The following is an 18,937-nucleotide window of genomic DNA, read 5'->3' as shown; positions in this document are numbered from 1 at the left end:
GCCCGCCACGCGCCGTTACGTTCCGGAAAATTCAAGGTTACCGCGACGTTAACCCTCTTATCCCGTTCGAAACCGGAGGATCGGCGTGCCGTTCAGACGAGAAAGATCAACGCCCCGACTAGCAGGAGGGTAACGACGAGCACGACCTTCAGCACCCTGGCCAACACGTTGCGTCCGGGGACCGCGAAGGCAATGCCGACAAGCGCCGCCATGCCGAGCCAGAAGGTGAGCGCAAGCGGTGCGCCGTTGCCGATCGTCTTGCGCAGGATGAACGTCACCGCCAGCAGGAGCGGCGATCCCCAGACCACCGCGTCCCAGACGGCGCGCAGGCGCGGCTCATGGACGCCCCGGCGCTCGCGCTTGCCGAGCCAGATGTAGGTGCCGGTGGCGCAGATGCCGGTCAGTACCAGGCCAAAGACGAAATAGGCGATCTTCACCGGCATGCCGCCGAAATTGCCGAAGTGCAGCCGGTAGTTGGAAGCGGCGGCCTGCTGACCCAATGTGCCGTCGGCGAGCCCGGCGATCGCGTGGAAGCGGCCGGCCGCGTCGAAGGTGTAATATTCGCCGAACACCAGGCGGCGCTTGTGCTCGCCGAGTAGCTGGATGTGCTGCCCCGCGGTGCCCGGATCGTGCAGCGTCACATAGGTGAGGTCGGCATCGGGGTGGTTGGCGCGCATGTAATCAAACGCCGCAACGATGTTTGGTGCGGGTGCGGGCGTCTTGTCCGGCTTCCCTTCCGCGCCGAAGATGGGAGCATAGACCGCCTCCAGATCGCCGCCGTAGCTGGTGGTCGCCATGCCGTAAGCGGTGACATAGGCCATGCCGATGAGCGCGCCGGTGAAGGCGATCGCCAGCGTGAAGGGCAGCGTCCAGACGCTCAGCCGATTGTGCCAGTCCGCCAGGCCGAGGCCGCCCGTATCGCGGGCGCGCAGGCGAAAGGCGTCGCGGAAGATGCGCGGGTGCGCGACGACGCCCGACAGCGACAATGCCAGCATCATGACGCCAAGCCCGCCGACCACCGTCAGCCCGGCGATTGCCGGCAGGTTGAGCGCGTAATGAAGCTCGACCAGGAAATCGGACCAGGCGACTTCCTCGGGCGCGGCGATGTTGCCGGCCGCATCGAGGTGGACGGCCTGCGTATCGGTGGTGACGGTGGTGCGCGGGAGCGGCTCGACCGGCAGGTGGACGTAAAGGTGCGTGGTGGGCGGCTTGCCCTTCTCGGACGCGAGCACCGCCTCCACGCCGCGCTGCACGGCGGCGGGATCGATGCGCGTCATCTCGGGCGCGTCGCGCTGCTCGACCCGCTGCCATTCCTGGTAGAAGACCGCGACCGCGCCCGAGAGGCTGACGAGGTAGAGCAAAGCGCCGGCGACGAGGCCGATCGCGGCGTGGACCGACAGCGCGCGCTTCACGGTGCCGTTGTCGGGGGCGAGGCTCATGCGATCAGGTCCAGCGCGACGCCAAGCGCGCCGGCGATCGCCCAGCCGAGCAGCAGGCGGATCTGGGCGGCGCGGGCTTCGCGCATCAGCAGCGCGTAGCTGAGGATGGTCCAGGCGAGCGGCGTGGCGGCGAGCGCGATGACGTTGGCGTCGGCCTCGGTGGCGCCGAGCAGCATAGACAGCGCGCGGCAGCCGATCGCGACGGCGGTGGAGACGAGCGCGGCGGCGATCGCGACGAGGAGGAAGGTGGCGATGCGGCGGCCGAGCTGGAGCGGCTCGTTTCCCTCGGGCAACATCCTGACGCGTCGGTTGGAGACCTTGGCGCCGGGTGCGGCGGGCGACAGAAAGGCAGCGTGGGCAAGGACGAGCAGCGCGGCGATCATGGCGATGAGCGCGGCGACAGTGATGCCCCAAGCGCCTGAATGTGCGGCGGAAAAGATGGTGGCGAGCAGCAGGACGGCCCAGCCGAGGCCGTTCAGGACGGTGGAGCGGCGCGGGCGCGACCAGGCGAGGCGCAGCGTGCCGACGCCGGCCACGGAGGCCGCCGCAGCGCCGGCGAGAAGCGTTTCAGCGGCCATCAGCAGCCAGCGCAGCGACGCGGCGCAATGTGCGTGAACCCGATCATTGCTTGTCCGCCCCTTGCTGCGTGTCCGGTCAGCGCGCGATCGCGGCGCCGGGGCGTTGCCTAGCCAATGTGTGAATGGTTCGCAATAGCAGGGGTGATTGCCGGCCGTTTCACGTACCCGCGTGGTATGATGGCGGCCGCCCTCTGGAGATGATCGGCCTTATTCCGGCCTCGCCCGGCCAGTTCAGTGTTCCATCACCAGAACGCCTGCCGCCAGCTGATCGCGCAGCTCCCGTTTGAGCACCTTGCCCGAGGCATTTTTGGGAAGTTCGTCGACGAACACCACTGCGCGCGGTTTCTTGTAGCTGGCGATGTGCGCGCGGCAGAAGGTGATCAGGTCGGCCGCGGTGGTGGTCTCGCCGGGGCGGCAGGAGACGATCGCGACGACCGCCTCGCCCCATGTCGGATCTTCCGCGCCGACCACGGCCGCCTCGCGGATCGCCTGATGACGGTAGAGCACTTCCTCCACCTCGCGCGGGTAGATGTTCTCGCCGCCCGACACGATCATGTCCTTCTTGCGGTCGACGATCCAGAGATAGCCCTGCTCGTTCCAGCGCCCGACGTCGCCGGTGTGGAACCACGGGCCGGTGAAGGCTTTCGCCGTCGCCTCCGGGTTGCGCCAATAGCCCGACAGCACCTGATCGCCGCGGACGAGGATCTCGCCCTCGGTGCCGGGCGGGGCGTCCACGCCATCCTCCGTCACGACGCGGACCTGCGAGAGCAGCATCTGGCGCCCGACCGAGTTCAGGATCGGCAGCCCCTCGTCGAGCGCGCGGTCATGCTCGTCGGCGGTGAGGACCATGACGTTGCCGGCCAGCTCGGTCATGCCGAATCCGGTGGCGAAGCGGACGTGCGGCCAGCGTTCGCGGGCGCGGCGCAGCACGGCGACGGGCATGGCGGAGGCGCCGTAGCCCATGTTGCGCAATGAGGAGAGATCGTGGCGCGGCATGGCGGAGTGATCGAGCAGCATGGCGATCATCGTCGGCGCGGCGGAAGTGGCGGTGACGCGGTGGCGCTCGATCGTCGCGAACAGGATTTCGGGATCGAAATTCTGCATCAGCACCACGGCCTGTCCGCGCAGATGCTGGATCAGCAAGGCATAGCCGGCGACGTGATACATCGGGAAGGTGAGCATGTAGACCGGCTCGGCCACCGCCACGTCGTCGCGATCCCAGCTGACCAGCGCGTTCATCACCGCGCCCACGACGTTGCGATGGCTGAGCATCGCGCCCTTGGGCAGCCCGGTGGTGCCCGAGGTGTAGAGCAGCCAGGCGAGATCATCGTCGGCGACGCGCACGTCGGGCGGCGTGGCCTCGCCGGATGCGAGCAGCGCGTCGAAGGCGAGCGTGCCCGGCGCTGGCTGACCGATGGTGACGATCGTGTGGACGCCCAGCTGATCGCGGATCGAGTCGATCGCGCCCATGAACTTGTCCTCGACGATCAGCACCGTCGGCGCGGCGTTGCCGATGATATAGGCAAGCTCGGGCGGGCTGAGGCGATAATTGAGGAAGGTGAGCGCCATGCCCGCGCCGGGCACGCCATAATAGCAGAGCGCATATTCGGGGCAGTTTTCGGCGAGGATCGCGATGCGGTCGCCCGGCGCGGCGATGGCGAGGAGCGCATTGGACAGCTGCCAGCATCGGTCGCGCAGCTGCGCATAGGTGATCGCGCGATCGTGGAACTGCACCGCGACGACATCGGGCGCGCGATGCGCCGCGGTGGCGGGGATATCGCCTACCAGCATGGGTTTCGCCCTCTCCTGCTGCCGGTCGCCTGGAGGGCGCCGGCTTGTGGGAATGGAGTGTGTTCCATTTTTTCGGCGCGCGATAGCCGGTGCGTGTGCCTCGTCATGCCGGGCTGGTCCCGGCATCCACTGTCCCGCACACTCTCGAGCCGGTGAGTTCGCGGGACAGTGGATCCCGGCACAAGGCCGGGATGACGTAGGTTGTTAGGAGATCGATGGTGCCACAATGACGTGGCTTGTGCGGCTATCGTACCGCTCTAGGCTCCCCCAAAAGATCACCGGGGAGAGAGCGAGATGACGACCTGCACCGCCGCCGTTGCGCATGGGCCGCACCAGGATTTCGTGCTGGAGGAGCTGCACGTCGGCGAACCGCAGGCGGGCGAGGTGCGCGTCAGGGTGGCGGGTGTGGGGCTGTGCCATACCGACCTCGTCTTTCGCGACCAGATCGCGACATATCCCTTCCCTGCCGTGTTCGGTCATGAGGGCGCGGGCGTGGTCGACGCGATCGGTGAGGGCGTCACCGGCTTTGCGGTCGGCGATCAGGTGATCGTGGGCTTTTCGAGCTGCGGCGCCTGCCCACGGTGCGACGAGGGGCTGCCGAGTTATTGCCGCAGCTTCGTGCCGCTCAACTATGCCGGGATGCGGGTGACCGACGGGTCGAAGGCGTATGCCAAGGGCGACACGGCGGTCGCGTCGCATTTCTTCGGGCAATCGACCTTTGCCACCTATGCGATCACCCGCGCGCGCAATCTGGTGAAGGTGGAAGACAGTGCGGCGCCGCTGGCGATGCTGGGGACGCTCGCCTGCGGGTTTCAGACCGGCGCGGGGGCGATCATGCGCACCTTCGACTGTCAGGCCGGTAGCTCGCTGGTGGTGTTCGGCGGCGGGCCGGTGGGGCTGGCCGCGGTGATGGCGGCGACCATCCGCGGCTGCGCGCGCATCATCCTGGTGGAGCCGATGGAGAACCGGCGCGCCATCGGACGCGAGCTTGGCGCGACCGACGTGATCGACCCGGCGGCGGGCGATCTGGCGGCGGCGATCCGCGCGGTGGTGCCCGATGGTGTCGACTTCGCCTTTGACACGACGGGCAACGTGTCGGTGATCGAGGCAGGCATGGCGGCGCTCGGCAGTCACGGCGCGATCGGGCTGGTCGGGGTGCCGCGCGAGGCGGGTGCGTCGATCACGGTCAACATCAGCGCGCTGATGACGCCGGGGCACCGCATCTATGGCATCATCGAGGGCGACAGCGACCAGCAGGGCTTCATCCCCGAACTGCTCGCGCATCATGCCGCCGGCCGCTTTCCGTTCGATCGGCTGGTGCGGACCTTCGCGCTCAGCGACATCAACGAAGCGATCGCGGCGCAGGCGCGCGGGGAATGCATCAAGGTAGTGCTGATCCCGTAACTTCTGTTATGTGACGGGCAAACAGAGTCAGGAGAGAGACGCGATGAACTTCGATGGTGCGTATCGCATGCTGATCGGCGGCGAGCTGGTGACCGGCTCGGCCACGCTCGACGTCGTGAACCCGGCGACCGAGGAAGTGATCGCCAGCGCGCCCGATGCGACGCAAGGCGACCTAGACACGGCGATCGCGGCGGCGCGCAAGGCCTATCCCGGCTGGGCCGCGACGCCGATTGCGGAGCGCAAGGCGAAGCTCGCCGCGCTGGGGCAGGCAATCATGGCCAATGCCGATCCGCTGATGCGCCTGCTGACCAAGGAGCAGGGCAAGCCGCACGCCGAATCGCAGGGCGAGGTGATGGGCGCGGGTTACTGGCTGATGGCCGCCTCGCAGCTCGATCTGCCCGTTACGGTCAACGAGGATTCGGACGATCGCTACAGCGAGACGCGCCACGTGCCGCTGGGCGTCGTCGGTGCGATCGCGCCGTGGAATTTCCCGATGATCCTGGCGATGTTCAAGGTCGGCCCGGCACTGCTGGCGGGCAATACGATGGTGCTGAAGCCGTCGCCCTTCACGCCGCTGTCGACGCTGAAGTTCGGCGAGCTGGCGGCCGAGCTGCTGCCGCCGGGCGTGCTCAACATCGTGACGGGTGGCGACGACCTGGGGCCGTGGATGACGAGCCATCCGGGCTTCGACAAGATCAGCTTCACCGGATCGACCGCCACCGGCAAGCGCGTGATGCAGTCCGCCGCGCCGACGCTGAAGCGCGTGACGCTGGAGCTGGGCGGCAACGACGCGGCGATCGTGATGCCCGACGTCGACGTGGAGAAGGTCGCGGAGGAATTGTTCTGGGCGGCGTTCCGCAACAACGGCCAGATCTGCATCGCGACCAAGCGGATGTACGTCCACAAGGACATCTACGACCAGCTGCGCGACGCGCTGGTTGCCTATGCCAAGACGGTGAAGGTCGGCGACGGTTCGGAGCAGGGCACGCAGATCGGCCCGATCAACAACAAGCAGCAATATGCCCGCGTGCTGGAGCTGATCCAGGACGCCAAGGACAAGGGCTACAAGTTCCTGGTCGGTGGCGAGAAGGCCGATGTGCCGGGCTATTTCGTGCCGGTGACGATCCTCGACAATCCGCCCGAGGACGCGCGGATCGTGCAGGAGGAGCAGTTCGGCCCGGTGCTGCCGCTGCTGAAGTTCGACGACGTGGACGATGTGGTCGCGCGGGCGAATGCGACCGATTACGGCCTCGGCGGCTCGGTGTGGGGCAATGACGAGGACAAGGCGTTCGAGATCGCGCAGCGCATCGCCAGCGGCACGGTGTGGGTCAACGAAACGCAGCACCTGTCGCCGATGGCGGCGTTCGGCGGCATGAAGCAGTCGGGCGTCGGCGTCGAAGGCGGGATCGAGGGCCTCTTGGAATATACCAACGCGCAGACGATCGTGCGCAAGAAGCGCAAGGAAGCGGTCGCGGCCTGACGCATCGGCATGACACATGACGGGCGGTGGGCGGCCGAGCGGGCCGCCGCCGCCCGCTTTCCTTTCAGAGCAAAAGGACCGGCATGAACGATCTTCTGGGCACCTGGACATTGCTGTCGTGCGTCAGCCAGCGCGGCGAGGCGGAGCGCCGCACCTTTGGCGACCCGCCGGGCGGGCAGCTGCAATATACCGCCGACGGGCGCATGTCCGCGTTTCTGATGGACCCGGCCTGGGCCAAGGGCGGCGACCCGAAGGCGGACAGCTTTACCGACTTCTTTTCCTATGCCGGCACGTGGCAGCGCGAGGGTGACCGGGTGACGCACGACATCCTGTTCGCCTCGCAACCCACGCGGGTGGGGACGCGCTTCGTGCGGCTGATCGTGCCGGTGGATGCCGATACGATCGAGCTGGTGACGGAGCCGGAGGTGTCGAAATCGGGCCAGACCTATGTCACGCGGCTGACCTGGCGGCGCGTGAGGCCGGGCGCCTGAGCGCGAGGCGCCGCGCCGTATTGTAGAACGATGCTCGCCCGGGTCATGCGGCCGACGGAGCGGCGCAAGGACCCGGGCGAGGTTCAAGGGACTTAGCCGTTCAGCTTGTCCTTGAGCGCCTTGGCGGGGGTCAGCGTCAGCTTCTTCGACGCGGCGATCTGGATCGCCTCACCCGTCGACGGGTTGCGGCCCTCGCGTGCGGGGCTGTCCTTGACCTTGAACTTGCCGAAGCCGTTGATGGCGACTTCCTCACCCTGGGTGGCGGCATCAACAATGGCGGCGAACACGCCGTCGACCAGCTTGCGGGCATCGGCCTTGCTGAGGTCGTGATCAGCCGCGATGCGATCGGCGAGGTCGGAATTGTTCATGTCATGCTCTCATATTGTGGAGCGACCTCCATATGCGCAGCGACGGGCAATGCACCATCCGTCTTGGCGCAAAAATCGTTTCGCGCGCGATATTTTGGCCGTTTGTTGCTCGTAAACCCGCATCATCATCCGATCGGGCGCCGTTCGACCCGCGGCAGCGCCCGTCGGTGACGATCGCGAGTCAGCCCTTGTCCGGCTGACTCGCCAGGAACGCATCGATATCGCTGGCGGCGTGACGCTCGTCCAGCGCCATGTTCACGATCCGCCCGCGCTTGACCGCCGGACGCGCCGCCACCTGCTTCGCCCAGCGCTGGAGATTGCCGTAGCTGGCGACATCGAGGAAGGTGCCGGCGTCGTAGGCTTTGCCCTCGGCCACCAGCCCGTACCACGGCCAGATCGCGATATCGGCGACCGAATAGGCATCGCCCGCGATATATTCGTGGTTCGCCAGCTGTCGGTCGAGCACGTCGAGCTGCCGCTTCACCTCCATCGTGAAGCGATCGATCGCATATTCGATCTTGAACGGGGCATAGGCATAGAAGTGCCCGAACCCGCCGCCGAGATAGGGCGCCGACCCCATCTGCCACATCAGCCAGGACAAGACCTCGGCGCGCGCCGGGCCGTCCGCCGGCAGGAAGGCGCCAAACTTTTCCGCCAGATGGAGCAGGATCGCGCCCGATTCGAACACCCGGACCGGCGTGTCGCCACTGCGATCCATCAGCGCGGGGATCTTCGAATTCGGGTTCACGTCGACGAACCCGGAGCCGAACTGATCGCCTTTCATGATGTCGATCAGCCAGGCGTCGTATTCGGCGCCGGCGTGGCCCTGCGCCAACAGCTCCTCCAGCATGACGGTGACCTTCACACCGTTGGGCGTGCCACGCGAGTAGAGCTGAAGCGGATGCTCCCCGACCGGCAGGTCGCGGGTCTGCGTGGGGCCGGCGATCGGACGATTGATCGACGCGAAACGCCCGCCGCCTTCACCCTTCCGCCAGGTCCAGACTTCGGGCGGCACATATTCCGATGATTGCGACATGCGGTAATGATCCTCATCATGGGGCAGCATGGCTGCGTTCAGCGTTCGGCGTTCCGCGAAGACGGGTAATCTTGCGTACCGAAACACTGAACGAGATGGCGCGGCGCAAGGTCCAGTCAACCGGCCAGTCGCGCGCAACCGCCTGATCGAGGCGTTCCTTCATGCTACGCAAGTCGGCCAGCCTCTTGCCACAAGGTGGCCACGAGATCCGACGCGGGCATGGCGCGGAAAAGCGGTGCGCCCTGCCCGGCCCATTGTGCGCCGAAGCCACTCTCTCCCGCAGCCTTGGCGGCAGCGTTGAGCGCCTTTCCCGCGTCATAGGCGATCGGGTAATCAGGCGCGGCGAGCCGGTTGGTCGCCGCCCAGGCGGTAAAACGATTGCGCAAGCAGCGGGCAGGGCGGCCGGAGATCGCATCGATCATGACGGTATGGCGCGCGCCCTCGCCGCCCAGCGCAAGACGGTAAGCCTCGTCAGCGCTGCTTTCGGGGCAGGCGATAAACGCCGTGCCCAGCTGCGCGGCGATCGCACCCAATGCCAGAGCCGCGCGGATACCCGCACCATCCATGATCCCGCCCGCCGCGATAACGGGAATGCTGCTGAGCGCGCCAATCAGCCGCACCAGCGCAATCGTGCCAAGTCGATCGTCGGCGAGCGTGGGATCGAAGATGCCACGATGCCCGCCGGCCTCCCACCCCTGTGCGACGATCACGTCGATGCCCGCAGCTTCGATCTGGCGCGCCTCGTTCAGGCTGGTCGCGGAAGCGATCAGCGTGCATCCCACCGCCTTCAGCGCCGCGATGCGATCGGGAGCGGGCACGCCGAAATGGAAGCTGACCACCGGCGGCGCTTCTTCGACCAACATCGCCAGCATGGCAGCGTCATCGGCGAAGCTGGTGTAGATTTCCCGCAACGTGCCAGGCGGCGCACTGCCGTACTCGGCGAATAATGGCTCAAGCGCTTGCAGCCACTGTCGCTCGCGCGCGGCATTTGCCTTCGCTTTCGCGTGAACGAACACATTGACGTTAAACGGGCGGTCGGTTCGGGCGCGGGTCGCGCGGATCATCGCGCGCGCACCGGCAGCGTCCGTGGCGCCGACGCCGATCGACCCGAGCCCGCCGGCATTGCTGACCGCCGCAGCAAGGTCGGGCGTCGACACGCCAGCCATCTGCGCTTGCACGATCGGGATCGTGATCCCGAGTTGCTCCAAGCTTGTCATTGTAGCGGCATGCACCCGTTGGTGCACGCCCGCAATCTGGGGGTGAGCGGATGGCGCGCTGTCATGATCCGCGCTGCTTTCCGCCTACCAAGCCCGATTCCAGTGGAACCACCGACGCGTCGTTTCCGCCGGGAGCGTCGTCGTTCGCCTATCTGGTCAGCCAGCCGTGTGCGCGCAGCCAGCCCAGCAGCGCGGCGTTCCACCCGGCGCTGGTAGTTCCCGGCTTGCCGTCGAAGCCGAAGCCGTGGCCGCCGTGTTCGTAGACGTGCAGTTCGACCGGTCGGCCGGCGCGTCGCCAGCTCTCCGGCAGGGCATAGCCCTGCTTGCCGAACAGCTCGTCGTCACTCGCCACCGCGACGAACAATGGCGGTGCATTCTCCGTCACGGTCGTAGCCGCCATGTTCGGATAGATGGCGGCAAACAGGTCTGGCATCGTGCCCGGCGCGGCGGCCTTGACCAGATCGGTGCCCATGATCGCGCCGGCCGAGAAGCCCATGTAGGCGACCCGGCCGGGATCGACGTTCCATTGGCGCGCCCGCGCTCGCACCAGGCGCATTGCAGCCTGCGCATCGGCGAGTGCCGCCGCGGGCGCGGCGATGTCGGCGCCGCCCTTTGCGCCCATGGCCGCTGCCGCCGCAAAGCGGGCGAGCGCCGCCGAACGGAACGCGTCCATCCCCGCGGGTGTCGGGTCCAGACGGTATTTCAGCACAAAGGCGGCGATGCCGTGATCCGCGAACCACCGCGCCGGCTTCATCGCCTCCGCCTCCATCGATTCCATGATGAAGCCGCCCCCCGGCGCGATCACGACCGCCGCGCCCGTTGCCTTTGCCTTGTCCGGCAGGACGGGGAGAAGCGTGGCCGTGGATACGTTGCGCACCGTCGAGCGGCCGGCCAGCGTGAACCAGCTTTCCGCGGGCATATCAGGGATCGCGCCGGTGCCGAGCGGGATGGCGCCGGTCTGCGGCGGCGCTTCCATGGGCGCGACGGGGATGCCCTGCGCCACCGCCGCGGCCGGCATGATGACGGCGCCAAGGGTAAGCGCGAGTGCAAGGCGGATCTGTTTCATATCACGTCCTTCAGATGATAGGTCAGCGCCATTGCCGGGCCGGCAGGTCGACGGTGACGACGGGCCCCAGATCGGTCGCGGATCGGCCCAGCGCGAAGCCGTAGCGACCCGCCGGCATCGTCCATCGCCCGCCGCTGCTTTGCGCCAGAAGCCGCGGTTCGATGGGGATGGTAGCGGTTTCCGTCGCGCCGGGCTGCACCGCCACTTTGGCGAACCCAGCGAGCCGGCGCGTCGGCCCGGCAGGCGTGGAGACGAGGTACAATTGCGCGACCTCGCTGCCGGCGCGCGCACCCGTGTTGCGGATCGACACGGTAGCGCGCGGTCGTTCGCCACCCATCAAGGTCATCGGCCCGTGATCGAAGCTGGTGTAGCTGAGCCCGAAGCCGAACGGGAACAAGGGCGTCAGCTTCTTGCGGGCGAACCAGCGATAGCCGACGTCCGCGCCCTCAATGTCATAGTCGATCGGATAGCGCGTCCCGGCCGCAAAGCCAGCGGCGAAATCGCGATCGACCATGCCGGCATAGGGGAGCGCCGGACGTGGCAGCTGATCGACCGAGGCGGGAAAGGTGATGGGCAAGCGCCCCGATGGGTTGACGTCTCCGAACAGCGTGGCCGCAATCGCATCGCCGCCGCGCGCCCCGCCATACCACGCCTCCAGCACCGCGCCGGTGCGATCGCGCCACGGCATGAGGACCGGGCCACCGGTTTCCAGCACCACGACCGTCTTCGGGTTGGCGCCAGCGACCGTAGCGATCAGCGCATCCTGCCCGTTCGGCAGCGACAGATCGGGTACGTCGGCCCCTTCCGCCATCCATTGCGTCGCAAAGACGATAGCGACGTCGGCCGCCTTTGCGGCCGCAGCGGCCTCTGCCGGATAGCGGCCGTCGACGAACGTCACCTTTGCCCTTGGCGCGATGGCCCGGATGGCGGCGAGCGGGGCGGTGCCGTGGTAGGTCTGATTGTTGTATTTGGCGAGCAGCCCCTCGCCGCCCATCGGCAGCGAAACCGCCGGGCCGCCCTCCGGCTGCACCTGCGTCGACCCGCCGCCCGAAAGCACCCCGGCATCGGCATAGCCGCCGACCACCACGATCGAGCGAACGTCCTTGGACAAGGGCAGCAGCGCCTTGGGATTGTGCAGCAGCACGATGCCCGCGTCCTCCACCGCGCGCGCGACCTCGCCATTGGCGGCGAAGTCGATCGGCTGCTTGACCGGCGGGTTGGCGTCCAGGCCGAGCGCATAGATCGAGCGCAGGATGCGGCGGTTCATGTCCGCAACGCGTGCCGCATAGGCCGGGTCACGCGCCGCGGCCGCGGCAAGCGGCTTGCCGAAGAACACCTGCTTGTCGATCTGCGCGCCCGATTGCTGGTCGAGCCCGGCGAGCGCGAAATCCACCGCGTCCACCGATCCCCAGTCGGACATGACAAAGCCGGGGTAGCCCCAATCCTGCTTAAGCACGCGGTTGAGCAGGTAATCGCTGCCGCAGGCGGGGGCGCCGTTTACGCGGTTATACGCGCACATCACCGCGCCCGGTTGCCCGCGCTCGATCGCCAGTTCAAAGGCCAGGAGGTCGCTCATTCGCAGCGCATCGTCGGCGATCCTGCCGTCGACCAGGTGCCGACCGGTTTCCTGCGCATTGAGCGCGAAATGCTTTACGGTGGACATGACGTGTTGCGATTGCACGCCGGCGATCGCCGCCCCGCCGAGCAGACCCGAATGCAACGGATCCTCGCCGAAATATTCGAACGTTCGCCCGTTGCGGGGATCGCGCATCAAATTGATGCCGCCGCCCAGCAACACGTTGAAGCCCTTGGCACGCGCCTCACCCGCGATCATCGCGCCGCCACGGCGGATCAGATCGGCGTTCCATGTCGCGCCCATCGCCGTTGCCGACGGCAGCGCCGTCGCGCCGTCGTTGCGCAGGTTGGCGATGTACGAAACGCCGAGGCTGGCGTCGGTTTCGAGCAGCGCGGGAACGCCAAGGCGAGGGATCCCGGCGATGTAGCCGGCCCCAAGCACCGCCTGGGAGGGGATCTGCACCTTGGGGATGAGCGGAATGGCCCACAGGCCATGTGTCAGCACCGTGCGCTCCTCCACCCGCATCTGCCGCTCTGTTTCGGCAGCGCGGCTGTCGGCGGCAGTCGGGATGGTGGCTTGCGCCAGCGATGACGAGGCGCGCGGCTGCGCTTCCTGCGCCGTTGCCGCCGCAGCGGACACTGCCAGCGCGCCGGCAAGCAGCCCCGAACGATAGGCTTTTCGCGTCATCACCCCTCCTAAACAACTTCTTACGTGCGTGCTTGACAGTATGTTTGTTTGAGCGGATGGTTGTTGTCAAGCGGTACCAACCGCGAACCAGGTGAGGAAAAATGATCATGCGGGAATTGGCAGCGTTTGTAGGTTCAAGCGCTTTGGCTTTGGCGAGCGCGGCGCAGGCGCAAACCGCAGCGCCGCCGGCGGACGCCGTCGATCCGGCAGCCGATGCGGCACCCCTTGCAGAGGGCGATATCGTCGTCACGGCGCAGCGCCGCACCGAGAGCCTGCGCGACGTGCCGATCGCCATCACCGTGGTGAACGGCCAATCGATCCGCGAAACCGGTGCCACCCAGCTGGCTGACATCACCCAGCGTGCGCCGAGCCTGAACTTCACGGCGACCCCCGGCGTGCCCAATTTCGCGATCCGCGGGGTCGGCACCAACTCCTTTGACTATGGCATCGAATCGGCGGTTGGCATCGCCGTCGATGACGTAAACATCACCTTGCCGCGCTTTGTGCCGCTGAACTCGCTGGCCGATGTCGAGCGGGTCGAGGTGCTGCGTGGGCCGCAGGGGCTGTTGTTCGGCAAGAACACGACGGCCGGGCTGATCTCGATCACGACCGCCAGGCCGAAGCTGGGAGAACGGAGCAGCAGCGGCCGCGTTCAGGCCGGCAGCCGCGACCAGGTGCAGGCGCAGGCGGTGGTCAACCTGCCGATCGCATCAAATGCGGCGCTGCGCGTCAGCGGCGGATACCAGTATCAGAAGCCGTCGACGCAATTGATCGGCCCAGGCCGCCTCGATCCGGCGCGCCGCTATTTCGGCACCGCCAAATTGCTGTGGGAGCCGACCGACCGCCTGTCGCTCTACGCGATCGCCGATTACCAGAACAACAGCGGCATCGAGGCATATTCGACGATCCGCCGCTTCGGCGGCAATGATCCGACACCGATCCCCGCCGCGTTCCGCCCGTTTGCGCCGCCCAACTTCGTGCGCGTTCAGAACAGCGCGCTTGGCGTCATCGCCTCGCCGACCAACAACAAGACCGCGATCGGCAGCACGAACGTGCTGCGTGACGAGCGCAGCTTCGGCGCGCAGCTGTCCGCCAGCTACGACGCCGGTGCGCTGACGATCACGTCCGTCACCGCCTATCGCGATCTGAACGCCCGCGCGAACAACGATGTCGACCAGACGCCGGTGGCGTTTTTCGACACCAACATCGCGAACTCGCAATCCTACCAGCTGTCGGAGGAACTGCGCGTTTCGAACAACGGTAGCGGGTTCGTCGATTACACCGCGGGCCTGTATTTCTTTCGTCAACAGATCGACGCGCAGATCCTGCAGGCGGGGACATTCGGCGTGTTTCCGGCCAGCGCGCCGCTGCGCCTGTCGCCGATCAACGGCCAATCGAACTTCGATTACGGCACCAAAAGCTATGCCGGCTTTGCACAGCTAACCTTCAACGTCAGCCCGCAGCTGAAGCTGATCGCCGGCGGCCGCTACACCTGGGACGACATCAACTCGACCACAAACGTGACGGCGGTGCCGGGCGTCTGCAATCTGGTGACGTTCCTGTTGAGTGGTGGCGGGCGCTGTGTCGGCACCCTCGCCGCCCCGCTGATCGCGAACCGCAAGGCCGATGGCCTGTCCGCGCGCGTCGGTATCGAATATGCGATCGCGCCGACCGCCAATCTCTACGCAACCTACACGCGCGGCTACAAGGGACCGGCCGTCAGCTCGGCCGCCGGCATCGCCTTCGGCGTCGATCCGGAAAATGTCGACGCCTACGAGATCGGTGCCAAGCTGGACCTCGCCGATCGGCGCGTCAGCCTGAACATCGCGGGCTTCATCAACAACTTCCGCGATTTCCAGGCACAGGTGTTCGACCCGGCGTTGAACGGCGAGCTTGGCACGTTCCGGACGGGCAATGCTAGCGAGCTGCGGACCCGCGGCGTCGAAGCGGAAGCGGTGGTGCGCCCGCTTTCCGGCGTGAGCCTGACCGGCGGCGTTACGTATCTCGATACCCGCTACGGCGACTATAACGTCGCCTGCTACTTCGGGCAGACCGCGGCGCAGGGCTGTTCGCTCCCCGGCCCGAGTTTCAACGCGGCAGGCTCGCCGCTCGTCGGCGCGTCGAAATGGACCACCAGCCTGGCGGCAAATGTGGATCAGCCGATCAACGACGACCTCAAGGTCTTCGTCAACGCCGACTGGCGCTATCGCAGCAGCTTCTATTACGCGATCAACGATCCCAGCACGATCCAGGACGGCTATTCGCTGGTCAACGCCACCATCGGGATTGGGGACATCAACGATCACGCACGTTTCAGCGTGTTCGTTCGCAACCTGTTCGACAAACGCTATGCCGCCGCCATCTACCCCGGCAACTTTTCTGCCGGCCAATATGTGCAGACGCTGCCCGACAATGCCTTTCGCCGGATCGGCGCCGCATTCGAGTGGCGCTTCTTACCGTGACGGTCGCGCCCGACTTGTTCGGGCGCGACCGATCCGTCATCAGGACGCCAGGAGCAAAGATGGGAAAAGCAAAGACGCCGCGCCGTACGCAGGAGCAGCGGACGGCGGAAACGCGTACAGCCTTGTTCGAGGCCGCGGTGCGCGCGATCAGCCGGTTAGGGTACACCCGCGCGAGCAATGCCGAGATCGCCGACGAGGCAGGCATCAGCCGCGGCGCGATCACGCATCACTTCTCGACCCGCGCGGTATTCATCGCCGAGGTGGTGCGCTGGGTATTCGAGCAGGAAGTCGTCGCCTATCGCGAGCTGCAGCGCGACTGGGGTGTGGGCTCGCGCGTATCGGACTGGCCGCGTATCTCATGGGAGGTGCTGTCGCGCCCGTCCGGCGTCGCGGTGCTGGAGATTTTCGTGGCCTCGCGCAGCGATCCCGAGCTCGCCGCGCTCATCAAGCCGGCGCAAACCGCGATCGAGGAGCTGGCGGCCACTGCCTTTCTGGAGCGGCTTGGCGCCAAGCAGCATGACACCGCCGCGATCCGCCTGGTCGTCTGGGCGATGCGAGGCCTGTCTCTCGGGCGCGAGTTCATCGAAGATCCCGAACAGATCCGGGAAGCCGTCGACCTGCTTGCCAGGCTGCTCGAACAGGCTGCGCCGAACGGCACGATGGAGGAATTGCTGGCGCTTCCCCCTGCGCCGGCGCGAGCGACGCCGATCGCATAAGCTCGGCGGGACGCCGTGAGCCTTTGCCACGAGCGGCGGGATCGCAGGCCGGCACCCTAGTCGGACACGGGGCTGCATACGCCCGACGCTGTTTCCGGACGCTCTGCAGCCCAGACGCAATCAGCGCTTGACGATAAATCTATATAGGTAGAGTTAGCGTCAATGTCTCGAACACGCGCGCTTTCGCCCCATGCCCGAATCGTCCTCGCCATCCTGCTCGAGGCCGGTGGCCGATGGTCACACGGGTACGAACTGGCGCGGCTCGCCGATGTGAAATCCGGCACGCTTTATCCGCTGCTGATCCGCCTGGAGGCGCAAGGCTATCTTGAGGCGGAATGGCAACAGCCGGTGGACGGCGGGCGACCGCCGCGGCATGCCTATCGGCTGACGGCCACCGGCGTGCAGCTCGCCCAAGCCAATCCGCCCGGTGACGCGGCAATACTCAATTCGCGACGCCGGGAGGCGACCATATGAGCGCCGGGCTGCGCCGCGGGCTGGCCGATCTCACCTGCCGGGCCCTGCAGGCAATATTGCCACCCTCGTTGCAGTCGTGGGGGTGGGCCATTCGCTGCGAGACGGCGAATATTCCCGACGATACCAAGGCGCTCCTGTTCGCGATCCAGGGCCTGTGCGGACTTATGCCCCGCGCGATCGCTTCGCATCTGCTTCAGCCTTTTGCGTCGCTGTTCGGCGAGGGCACGCCTCTTCCCGGCGGATCGACCACCATGAGCATCGTCCAAGCCACGATGTGTCGCCCTCGCACTATCGGCATTGCCTGCGCGATTGCCGCCGTGGCGCTCGGCATCGTCTACCTGGCGATCGCCGGTGCGCCGATGCGCTACCTCGGAGTGAACGCCGGCGCGTTGGTGATCGGACTGACGATGCTGGCGCTGCTCGGCGGGTCGCCAGCGGCGGATCAACGATGGATGGGCGCTGCGATCGTCGCGGCGGCCGGCACCCTGCTCGCAACCGCGTTTCTTGGCGCCGACGTCGACGGCGCAGCGCGCTGGGTGCGCCTCGGCGGGTTGGCCGTCCAACCAAGCCTGATCCTGGTGCCGGTGATGCTTGTCGCCTTTTCGCGATGCCATGACGTGCTGGCGACGGCTGGCATCGTCGCTGCCGCTGCCGCTATGGCGCTTCAACCCGACCGGGCAATGGCCGGCATGCTTGCGCTATGCCTCGCCGCACGGGCGATCACCGATCGGGACCGGCATGCCATTGCGGCGCTCGCCGCAGGCGTTGCCAGCTTCGCCGCGACGCTTGCTCGCGCAGATACGTTGCCGGCAACCCCTTACGTCGACCAGATCCTCTATTCGTCCTTTCAGGTTCACGGCGGTGCCGGACTGGCGGTGTGGGGCGGCCTGGCCCTGCTCCTGCTGCCGGCGGTGATCGGATGGCGCCGCGACGCCGAGAACCGGGCGACCTACGTCGCGTTCGGCATGGTCTGGCTGGCTGCAATGCTGGCGGCCGGTCTCGGCAACTATCCCACGCCGATCGTCGGCTATGGTGGCAGCGCCATCATCGGGTATGCATTGAGCCTGCTGGCGCTGCCGAAGCTGGCGAGCGCTGGCGCCAGCGCCGTTTCTCGCACGCCCGATGCGACCGATAGCACGCAGCGCGACCGCACGTTGCGTGTCGGGCTGGCCTGATCACATGTCGGCGCTTCCCAACACCAGCAAGCTTCGTCGTGCGGCACGGCTGATGATGACGCGTCGGTACCGTTACTGGCTCATCGCCGCGACCGTCGCCGCGCTGATCTATTATGGATGGGGCGAAATCACCCGCACGCGCGGGGCGCAGAAGGTGTCAATTCGCCCGGCAGAGGAAGCCTGCGGCACATCCGGATCGCTGCGCTACTGCATCTATCGTGATCCGCGGGGAACCAATGGCGATGTTCTCTACCATATGCACGGGCGCAACCTCGACGAGCGCATCTGGAACGACGACACCTACCTGACGGCGCTGATCCAGTCGGAATGGCAGCGCCGGCCCGAGCTGCCGCCGACGGTCGTGACCCTTTCCTATGGCTCGACCTGGCTGCTGACGCCCAAAGGACAAAAGGCCGACAGCGGGTTGCTGGACGATCTGATGGCGCGCCTGCCAGCGATCGAGGCGAGGATCGGGCGGCCGCGTCGCCGCCTTCTGCTTGGCGAATCGATGGGCGGCCTCAACGTGCTGATCGCCGGCCTGTCCTATCCGTCGCGCTTCGCCGAGGTCGCGGCGCTATGCCCCGGCGTGTATTCGATTTCGCCCTTCGCATCGCTCGCTACCATCGGGGCGGCCATGCAGCGGACGGGGGCAAGCCCTAAGATGATCTTCGGCGTGTGGATGATGGCGCGCAGATATGCCGCGAACGACGCCGAGTGGCAGCGCGTCTCGCCGCTGGCGCTGATCAAGCGGGCCGGTCCGAGCTACCCCGCGCTGTACCTCTCCAATGGACTTTATGACGCCTACGGCAATTTCGAGGGCTCGCAGCTGCTCGCAGCGAGGGCGCACGCGCGCGGTGTCAGGATGCAGTGGCACCCGCTGTATGGCGGACATTGCGCAACCGACGTGGCGTCGCTGGCGGCGTTCCTGATATCCTGACACCTTGCCGTCGAAGCGGAGGGCCGACTTTTGGCAGGAG

At 66.9% G+C, this 18,937-nt stretch carries 17 protein-coding genes; 8 read left to right on the top strand and 9 right to left on the bottom strand.

Translation table 11 applies throughout. The features are described from left to right. Window positions 1–92: 92 nt before the first annotated feature. The 3 genes from SPDO_RS05180 to SPDO_RS05170 all read right to left on the bottom strand — a co-directional run bounded on the left by SPDO_RS05180 (window position 93) and on the right by SPDO_RS05170 (window position 3,808). Complete coding sequence (locus SPDO_RS05180; RefSeq protein ID WP_088366434.1) at window positions 93–1,439, bottom strand: PepSY-associated TM helix domain-containing protein; 1,347 nt, start codon at window positions 1,437–1,439, stop codon at window positions 93–95. Then, window positions 1,436–2,017, bottom strand: a complete 582-nt coding sequence (locus SPDO_RS05175; RefSeq protein ID WP_088366433.1) for a hypothetical protein — start codon at window positions 2,015–2,017, stop codon at window positions 1,436–1,438. Before SPDO_RS05175 ends, SPDO_RS05180 begins: the two co-directional genes overlap by 4 nt. Window positions 2,018–2,248: 231 nt before the next feature. After that, window positions 2,249–3,808, bottom strand: a complete 1,560-nt coding sequence (locus tag SPDO_RS05170; RefSeq protein ID WP_158212149.1) for an acyl-CoA synthetase — start codon at window positions 3,806–3,808, stop codon at window positions 2,249–2,251. 294 nt (window positions 3,809–4,102) lie between these two features. Here SPDO_RS05170 and SPDO_RS05165 point away from each other — a divergent pair, with 294 nt between their 5' ends. The 3 genes from SPDO_RS05165 to SPDO_RS05155 all read left to right on the top strand — a co-directional run bounded on the left by SPDO_RS05165 (window position 4,103) and on the right by SPDO_RS05155 (window position 7,183). Beyond that, window positions 4,103–5,212 (top strand): NAD(P)-dependent alcohol dehydrogenase, encoded by a 1,110-nt coding sequence (locus SPDO_RS05165; protein ID WP_088366431.1) that lies wholly within the window; start codon window positions 4,103–4,105, stop codon window positions 5,210–5,212. A 43-nt stretch (window positions 5,213–5,255) separates the two neighbouring features. Beyond that, a complete protein-coding gene (locus tag SPDO_RS05160) occupies window positions 5,256–6,692 on the top strand; it encodes an aldehyde dehydrogenase family protein (RefSeq protein ID WP_088366430.1) in 1,437 nt (478 codons plus the stop codon). Between the two features lie 83 nt (window positions 6,693–6,775). After that, window positions 6,776–7,183, top strand: a complete 408-nt coding sequence (locus tag SPDO_RS05155) for a lipocalin-like domain-containing protein (protein ID WP_088366429.1) — start codon at window positions 6,776–6,778, stop codon at window positions 7,181–7,183. Between the two features lie 92 nt (window positions 7,184–7,275). On the opposite strand, the gene SPDO_RS05150 is transcribed toward SPDO_RS05155, so the two are convergent. From SPDO_RS05150 to SPDO_RS05130, 6 genes are all read right to left on the bottom strand, one after another. Continuing rightward, window positions 7,276–7,551, bottom strand: a complete 276-nt coding sequence (locus SPDO_RS05150; RefSeq protein ID WP_088366428.1) for an HU family DNA-binding protein — start codon at window positions 7,549–7,551, stop codon at window positions 7,276–7,278. A 181-nt stretch (window positions 7,552–7,732) separates the two neighbouring features. After that, on the bottom strand, window positions 7,733–8,587 hold the full coding sequence (yghU, locus tag SPDO_RS05145) for a glutathione-dependent disulfide-bond oxidoreductase (RefSeq protein ID WP_088366984.1): 855 nt from the start codon (window positions 8,585–8,587) through the stop codon (window positions 7,733–7,735). Window positions 8,588–8,603: 16 nt separating this feature from the next. After that, on the bottom strand, window positions 8,604–8,750 hold the full coding sequence (locus tag SPDO_RS16790; RefSeq protein ID WP_158212148.1) for a hypothetical protein: 147 nt from the start codon (window positions 8,748–8,750) through the stop codon (window positions 8,604–8,606). Between the two features lies 1 nt (window position 8,751). After that, window positions 8,752–9,804 carry an NAD(P)H-dependent flavin oxidoreductase gene (locus SPDO_RS05140; RefSeq protein ID WP_088366427.1) on the bottom strand — a complete coding sequence of 351 codons (1,053 nt, stop codon included), beginning with the start codon at window positions 9,802–9,804 and terminating at the stop codon, window positions 8,752–8,754. Between the two features lie 148 nt (window positions 9,805–9,952). Continuing rightward, entirely contained in the window at window positions 9,953–10,870 is a 918-nt protein-coding gene (locus SPDO_RS05135) for an alpha/beta hydrolase (protein WP_088366426.1), read from the bottom strand. A gap of 22 nt (window positions 10,871–10,892) precedes the next feature. Beyond that, window positions 10,893–13,133, bottom strand: coding sequence for a beta-glucosidase (locus tag SPDO_RS05130; RefSeq protein WP_088366425.1), 2,241 nt, complete (start codon window positions 13,131–13,133; stop codon window positions 10,893–10,895). A 143-nt stretch (window positions 13,134–13,276) separates the two neighbouring features. Between SPDO_RS05130 and SPDO_RS05125 the strand changes: the two genes are divergently transcribed. The 5 genes from SPDO_RS05125 (at window position 13,277) to SPDO_RS05105 (ending at window position 18,897) form a co-directional block, all read left to right on the top strand. Next, a complete protein-coding gene (locus SPDO_RS05125; protein ID WP_158212147.1) occupies window positions 13,277–15,595 on the top strand; it encodes a TonB-dependent receptor in 2,319 nt (772 codons plus the stop codon). A 59-nt stretch (window positions 15,596–15,654) separates the two neighbouring features. Further along, window positions 15,655–16,311: a TetR/AcrR family transcriptional regulator gene (locus SPDO_RS05120; RefSeq protein WP_088366423.1), complete on the top strand. Its 657-nt coding sequence runs from the start codon at window positions 15,655–15,657 to the stop codon at window positions 16,309–16,311. 162 nt (window positions 16,312–16,473) lie between these two features. Further along, entirely contained in the window at window positions 16,474–16,785 is a 312-nt protein-coding gene (locus tag SPDO_RS05115; protein ID WP_088366422.1) for a PadR family transcriptional regulator, read from the top strand. Further along, the gene (locus tag SPDO_RS05110) at window positions 16,782–17,960 is read left to right on the top strand and encodes a hypothetical protein (protein WP_088366421.1); all 1,179 of its coding nucleotides are present in this window, start codon (window positions 16,782–16,784) and stop codon (window positions 17,958–17,960) included. The genes SPDO_RS05115 and SPDO_RS05110 overlap by 4 nt, the downstream gene beginning before the upstream one ends. Beyond that, window positions 17,944–18,897, top strand: coding sequence for an alpha/beta hydrolase-fold protein (locus SPDO_RS05105; protein WP_211280005.1), 954 nt, complete (start codon window positions 17,944–17,946; stop codon window positions 18,895–18,897). Before SPDO_RS05110 ends, SPDO_RS05105 begins: the two co-directional genes overlap by 17 nt. The last annotated feature ends 40 nt before the right edge of the window (window positions 18,898–18,937 follow it).

The sequence above is a fragment of the Sphingomonas dokdonensis genome (assembly GCF_002197685.1).
GTDB lineage: Bacteria > Pseudomonadota > Alphaproteobacteria > Sphingomonadales > Sphingomonadaceae > Sphingomonas > Sphingomonas dokdonensis.
This window is presented reverse-complemented; position numbering and strand designations above follow the sequence as displayed.

Bases quoted from the DNA above. Each gene is read 5' to 3' on its own strand.
- SPDO_RS05180 (WP_088366434.1), bottom strand. From the start codon at position 1,439: ATGAGCCTCGCCCCCGACAACGGCACCGTGAAGCGCGCGCTGTCGGTC.
- SPDO_RS05175 (WP_088366433.1), bottom strand. From the start codon at position 2,017: ATGGCCGCTGAAACGCTTCTCGCCGGCGCTGCGGCGGCCTCCGTGGCC.
- SPDO_RS05170 (WP_158212149.1), bottom strand. From the start codon at position 3,808: ATGCTGGTAGGCGATATCCCCGCCACCGCGGCGCATCGCGCGCCCGAT.
- SPDO_RS05165 (WP_088366431.1), top strand. From the start codon at position 4,103: ATGACGACCTGCACCGCCGCCGTTGCGCATGGGCCGCACCAGGATTTC.
- SPDO_RS05160 (WP_088366430.1), top strand. From the start codon at position 5,256: ATGAACTTCGATGGTGCGTATCGCATGCTGATCGGCGGCGAGCTGGTG.
- SPDO_RS05155 (WP_088366429.1), top strand. From the start codon at position 6,776: ATGAACGATCTTCTGGGCACCTGGACATTGCTGTCGTGCGTCAGCCAG.
- SPDO_RS05150 (WP_088366428.1), bottom strand. From the start codon at position 7,551: ATGAACAATTCCGACCTCGCCGATCGCATCGCGGCTGATCACGACCTC.
- yghU (WP_088366984.1), bottom strand. From the start codon at position 8,587: ATGTCGCAATCATCGGAATATGTGCCGCCCGAAGTCTGGACCTGGCGG.
- SPDO_RS16790 (WP_158212148.1), bottom strand. From the start codon at position 8,750: ATGAAGGAACGCCTCGATCAGGCGGTTGCGCGCGACTGGCCGGTTGAC.
- SPDO_RS05140 (WP_088366427.1), bottom strand. From the start codon at position 9,804: ATGACAAGCTTGGAGCAACTCGGGATCACGATCCCGATCGTGCAAGCG.
- SPDO_RS05135 (WP_088366426.1), bottom strand. From the start codon at position 10,870: ATGAAACAGATCCGCCTTGCACTCGCGCTTACCCTTGGCGCCGTCATC.
- SPDO_RS05130 (WP_088366425.1), bottom strand. From the start codon at position 13,133: ATGACGCGAAAAGCCTATCGTTCGGGGCTGCTTGCCGGCGCGCTGGCA.
- SPDO_RS05120 (WP_088366423.1), top strand. From the start codon at position 15,655: ATGGGAAAAGCAAAGACGCCGCGCCGTACGCAGGAGCAGCGGACGGCG.
- SPDO_RS05115 (WP_088366422.1), top strand. From the start codon at position 16,474: ATGTCTCGAACACGCGCGCTTTCGCCCCATGCCCGAATCGTCCTCGCC.
- SPDO_RS05110 (WP_088366421.1), top strand. From the start codon at position 16,782: ATGAGCGCCGGGCTGCGCCGCGGGCTGGCCGATCTCACCTGCCGGGCC.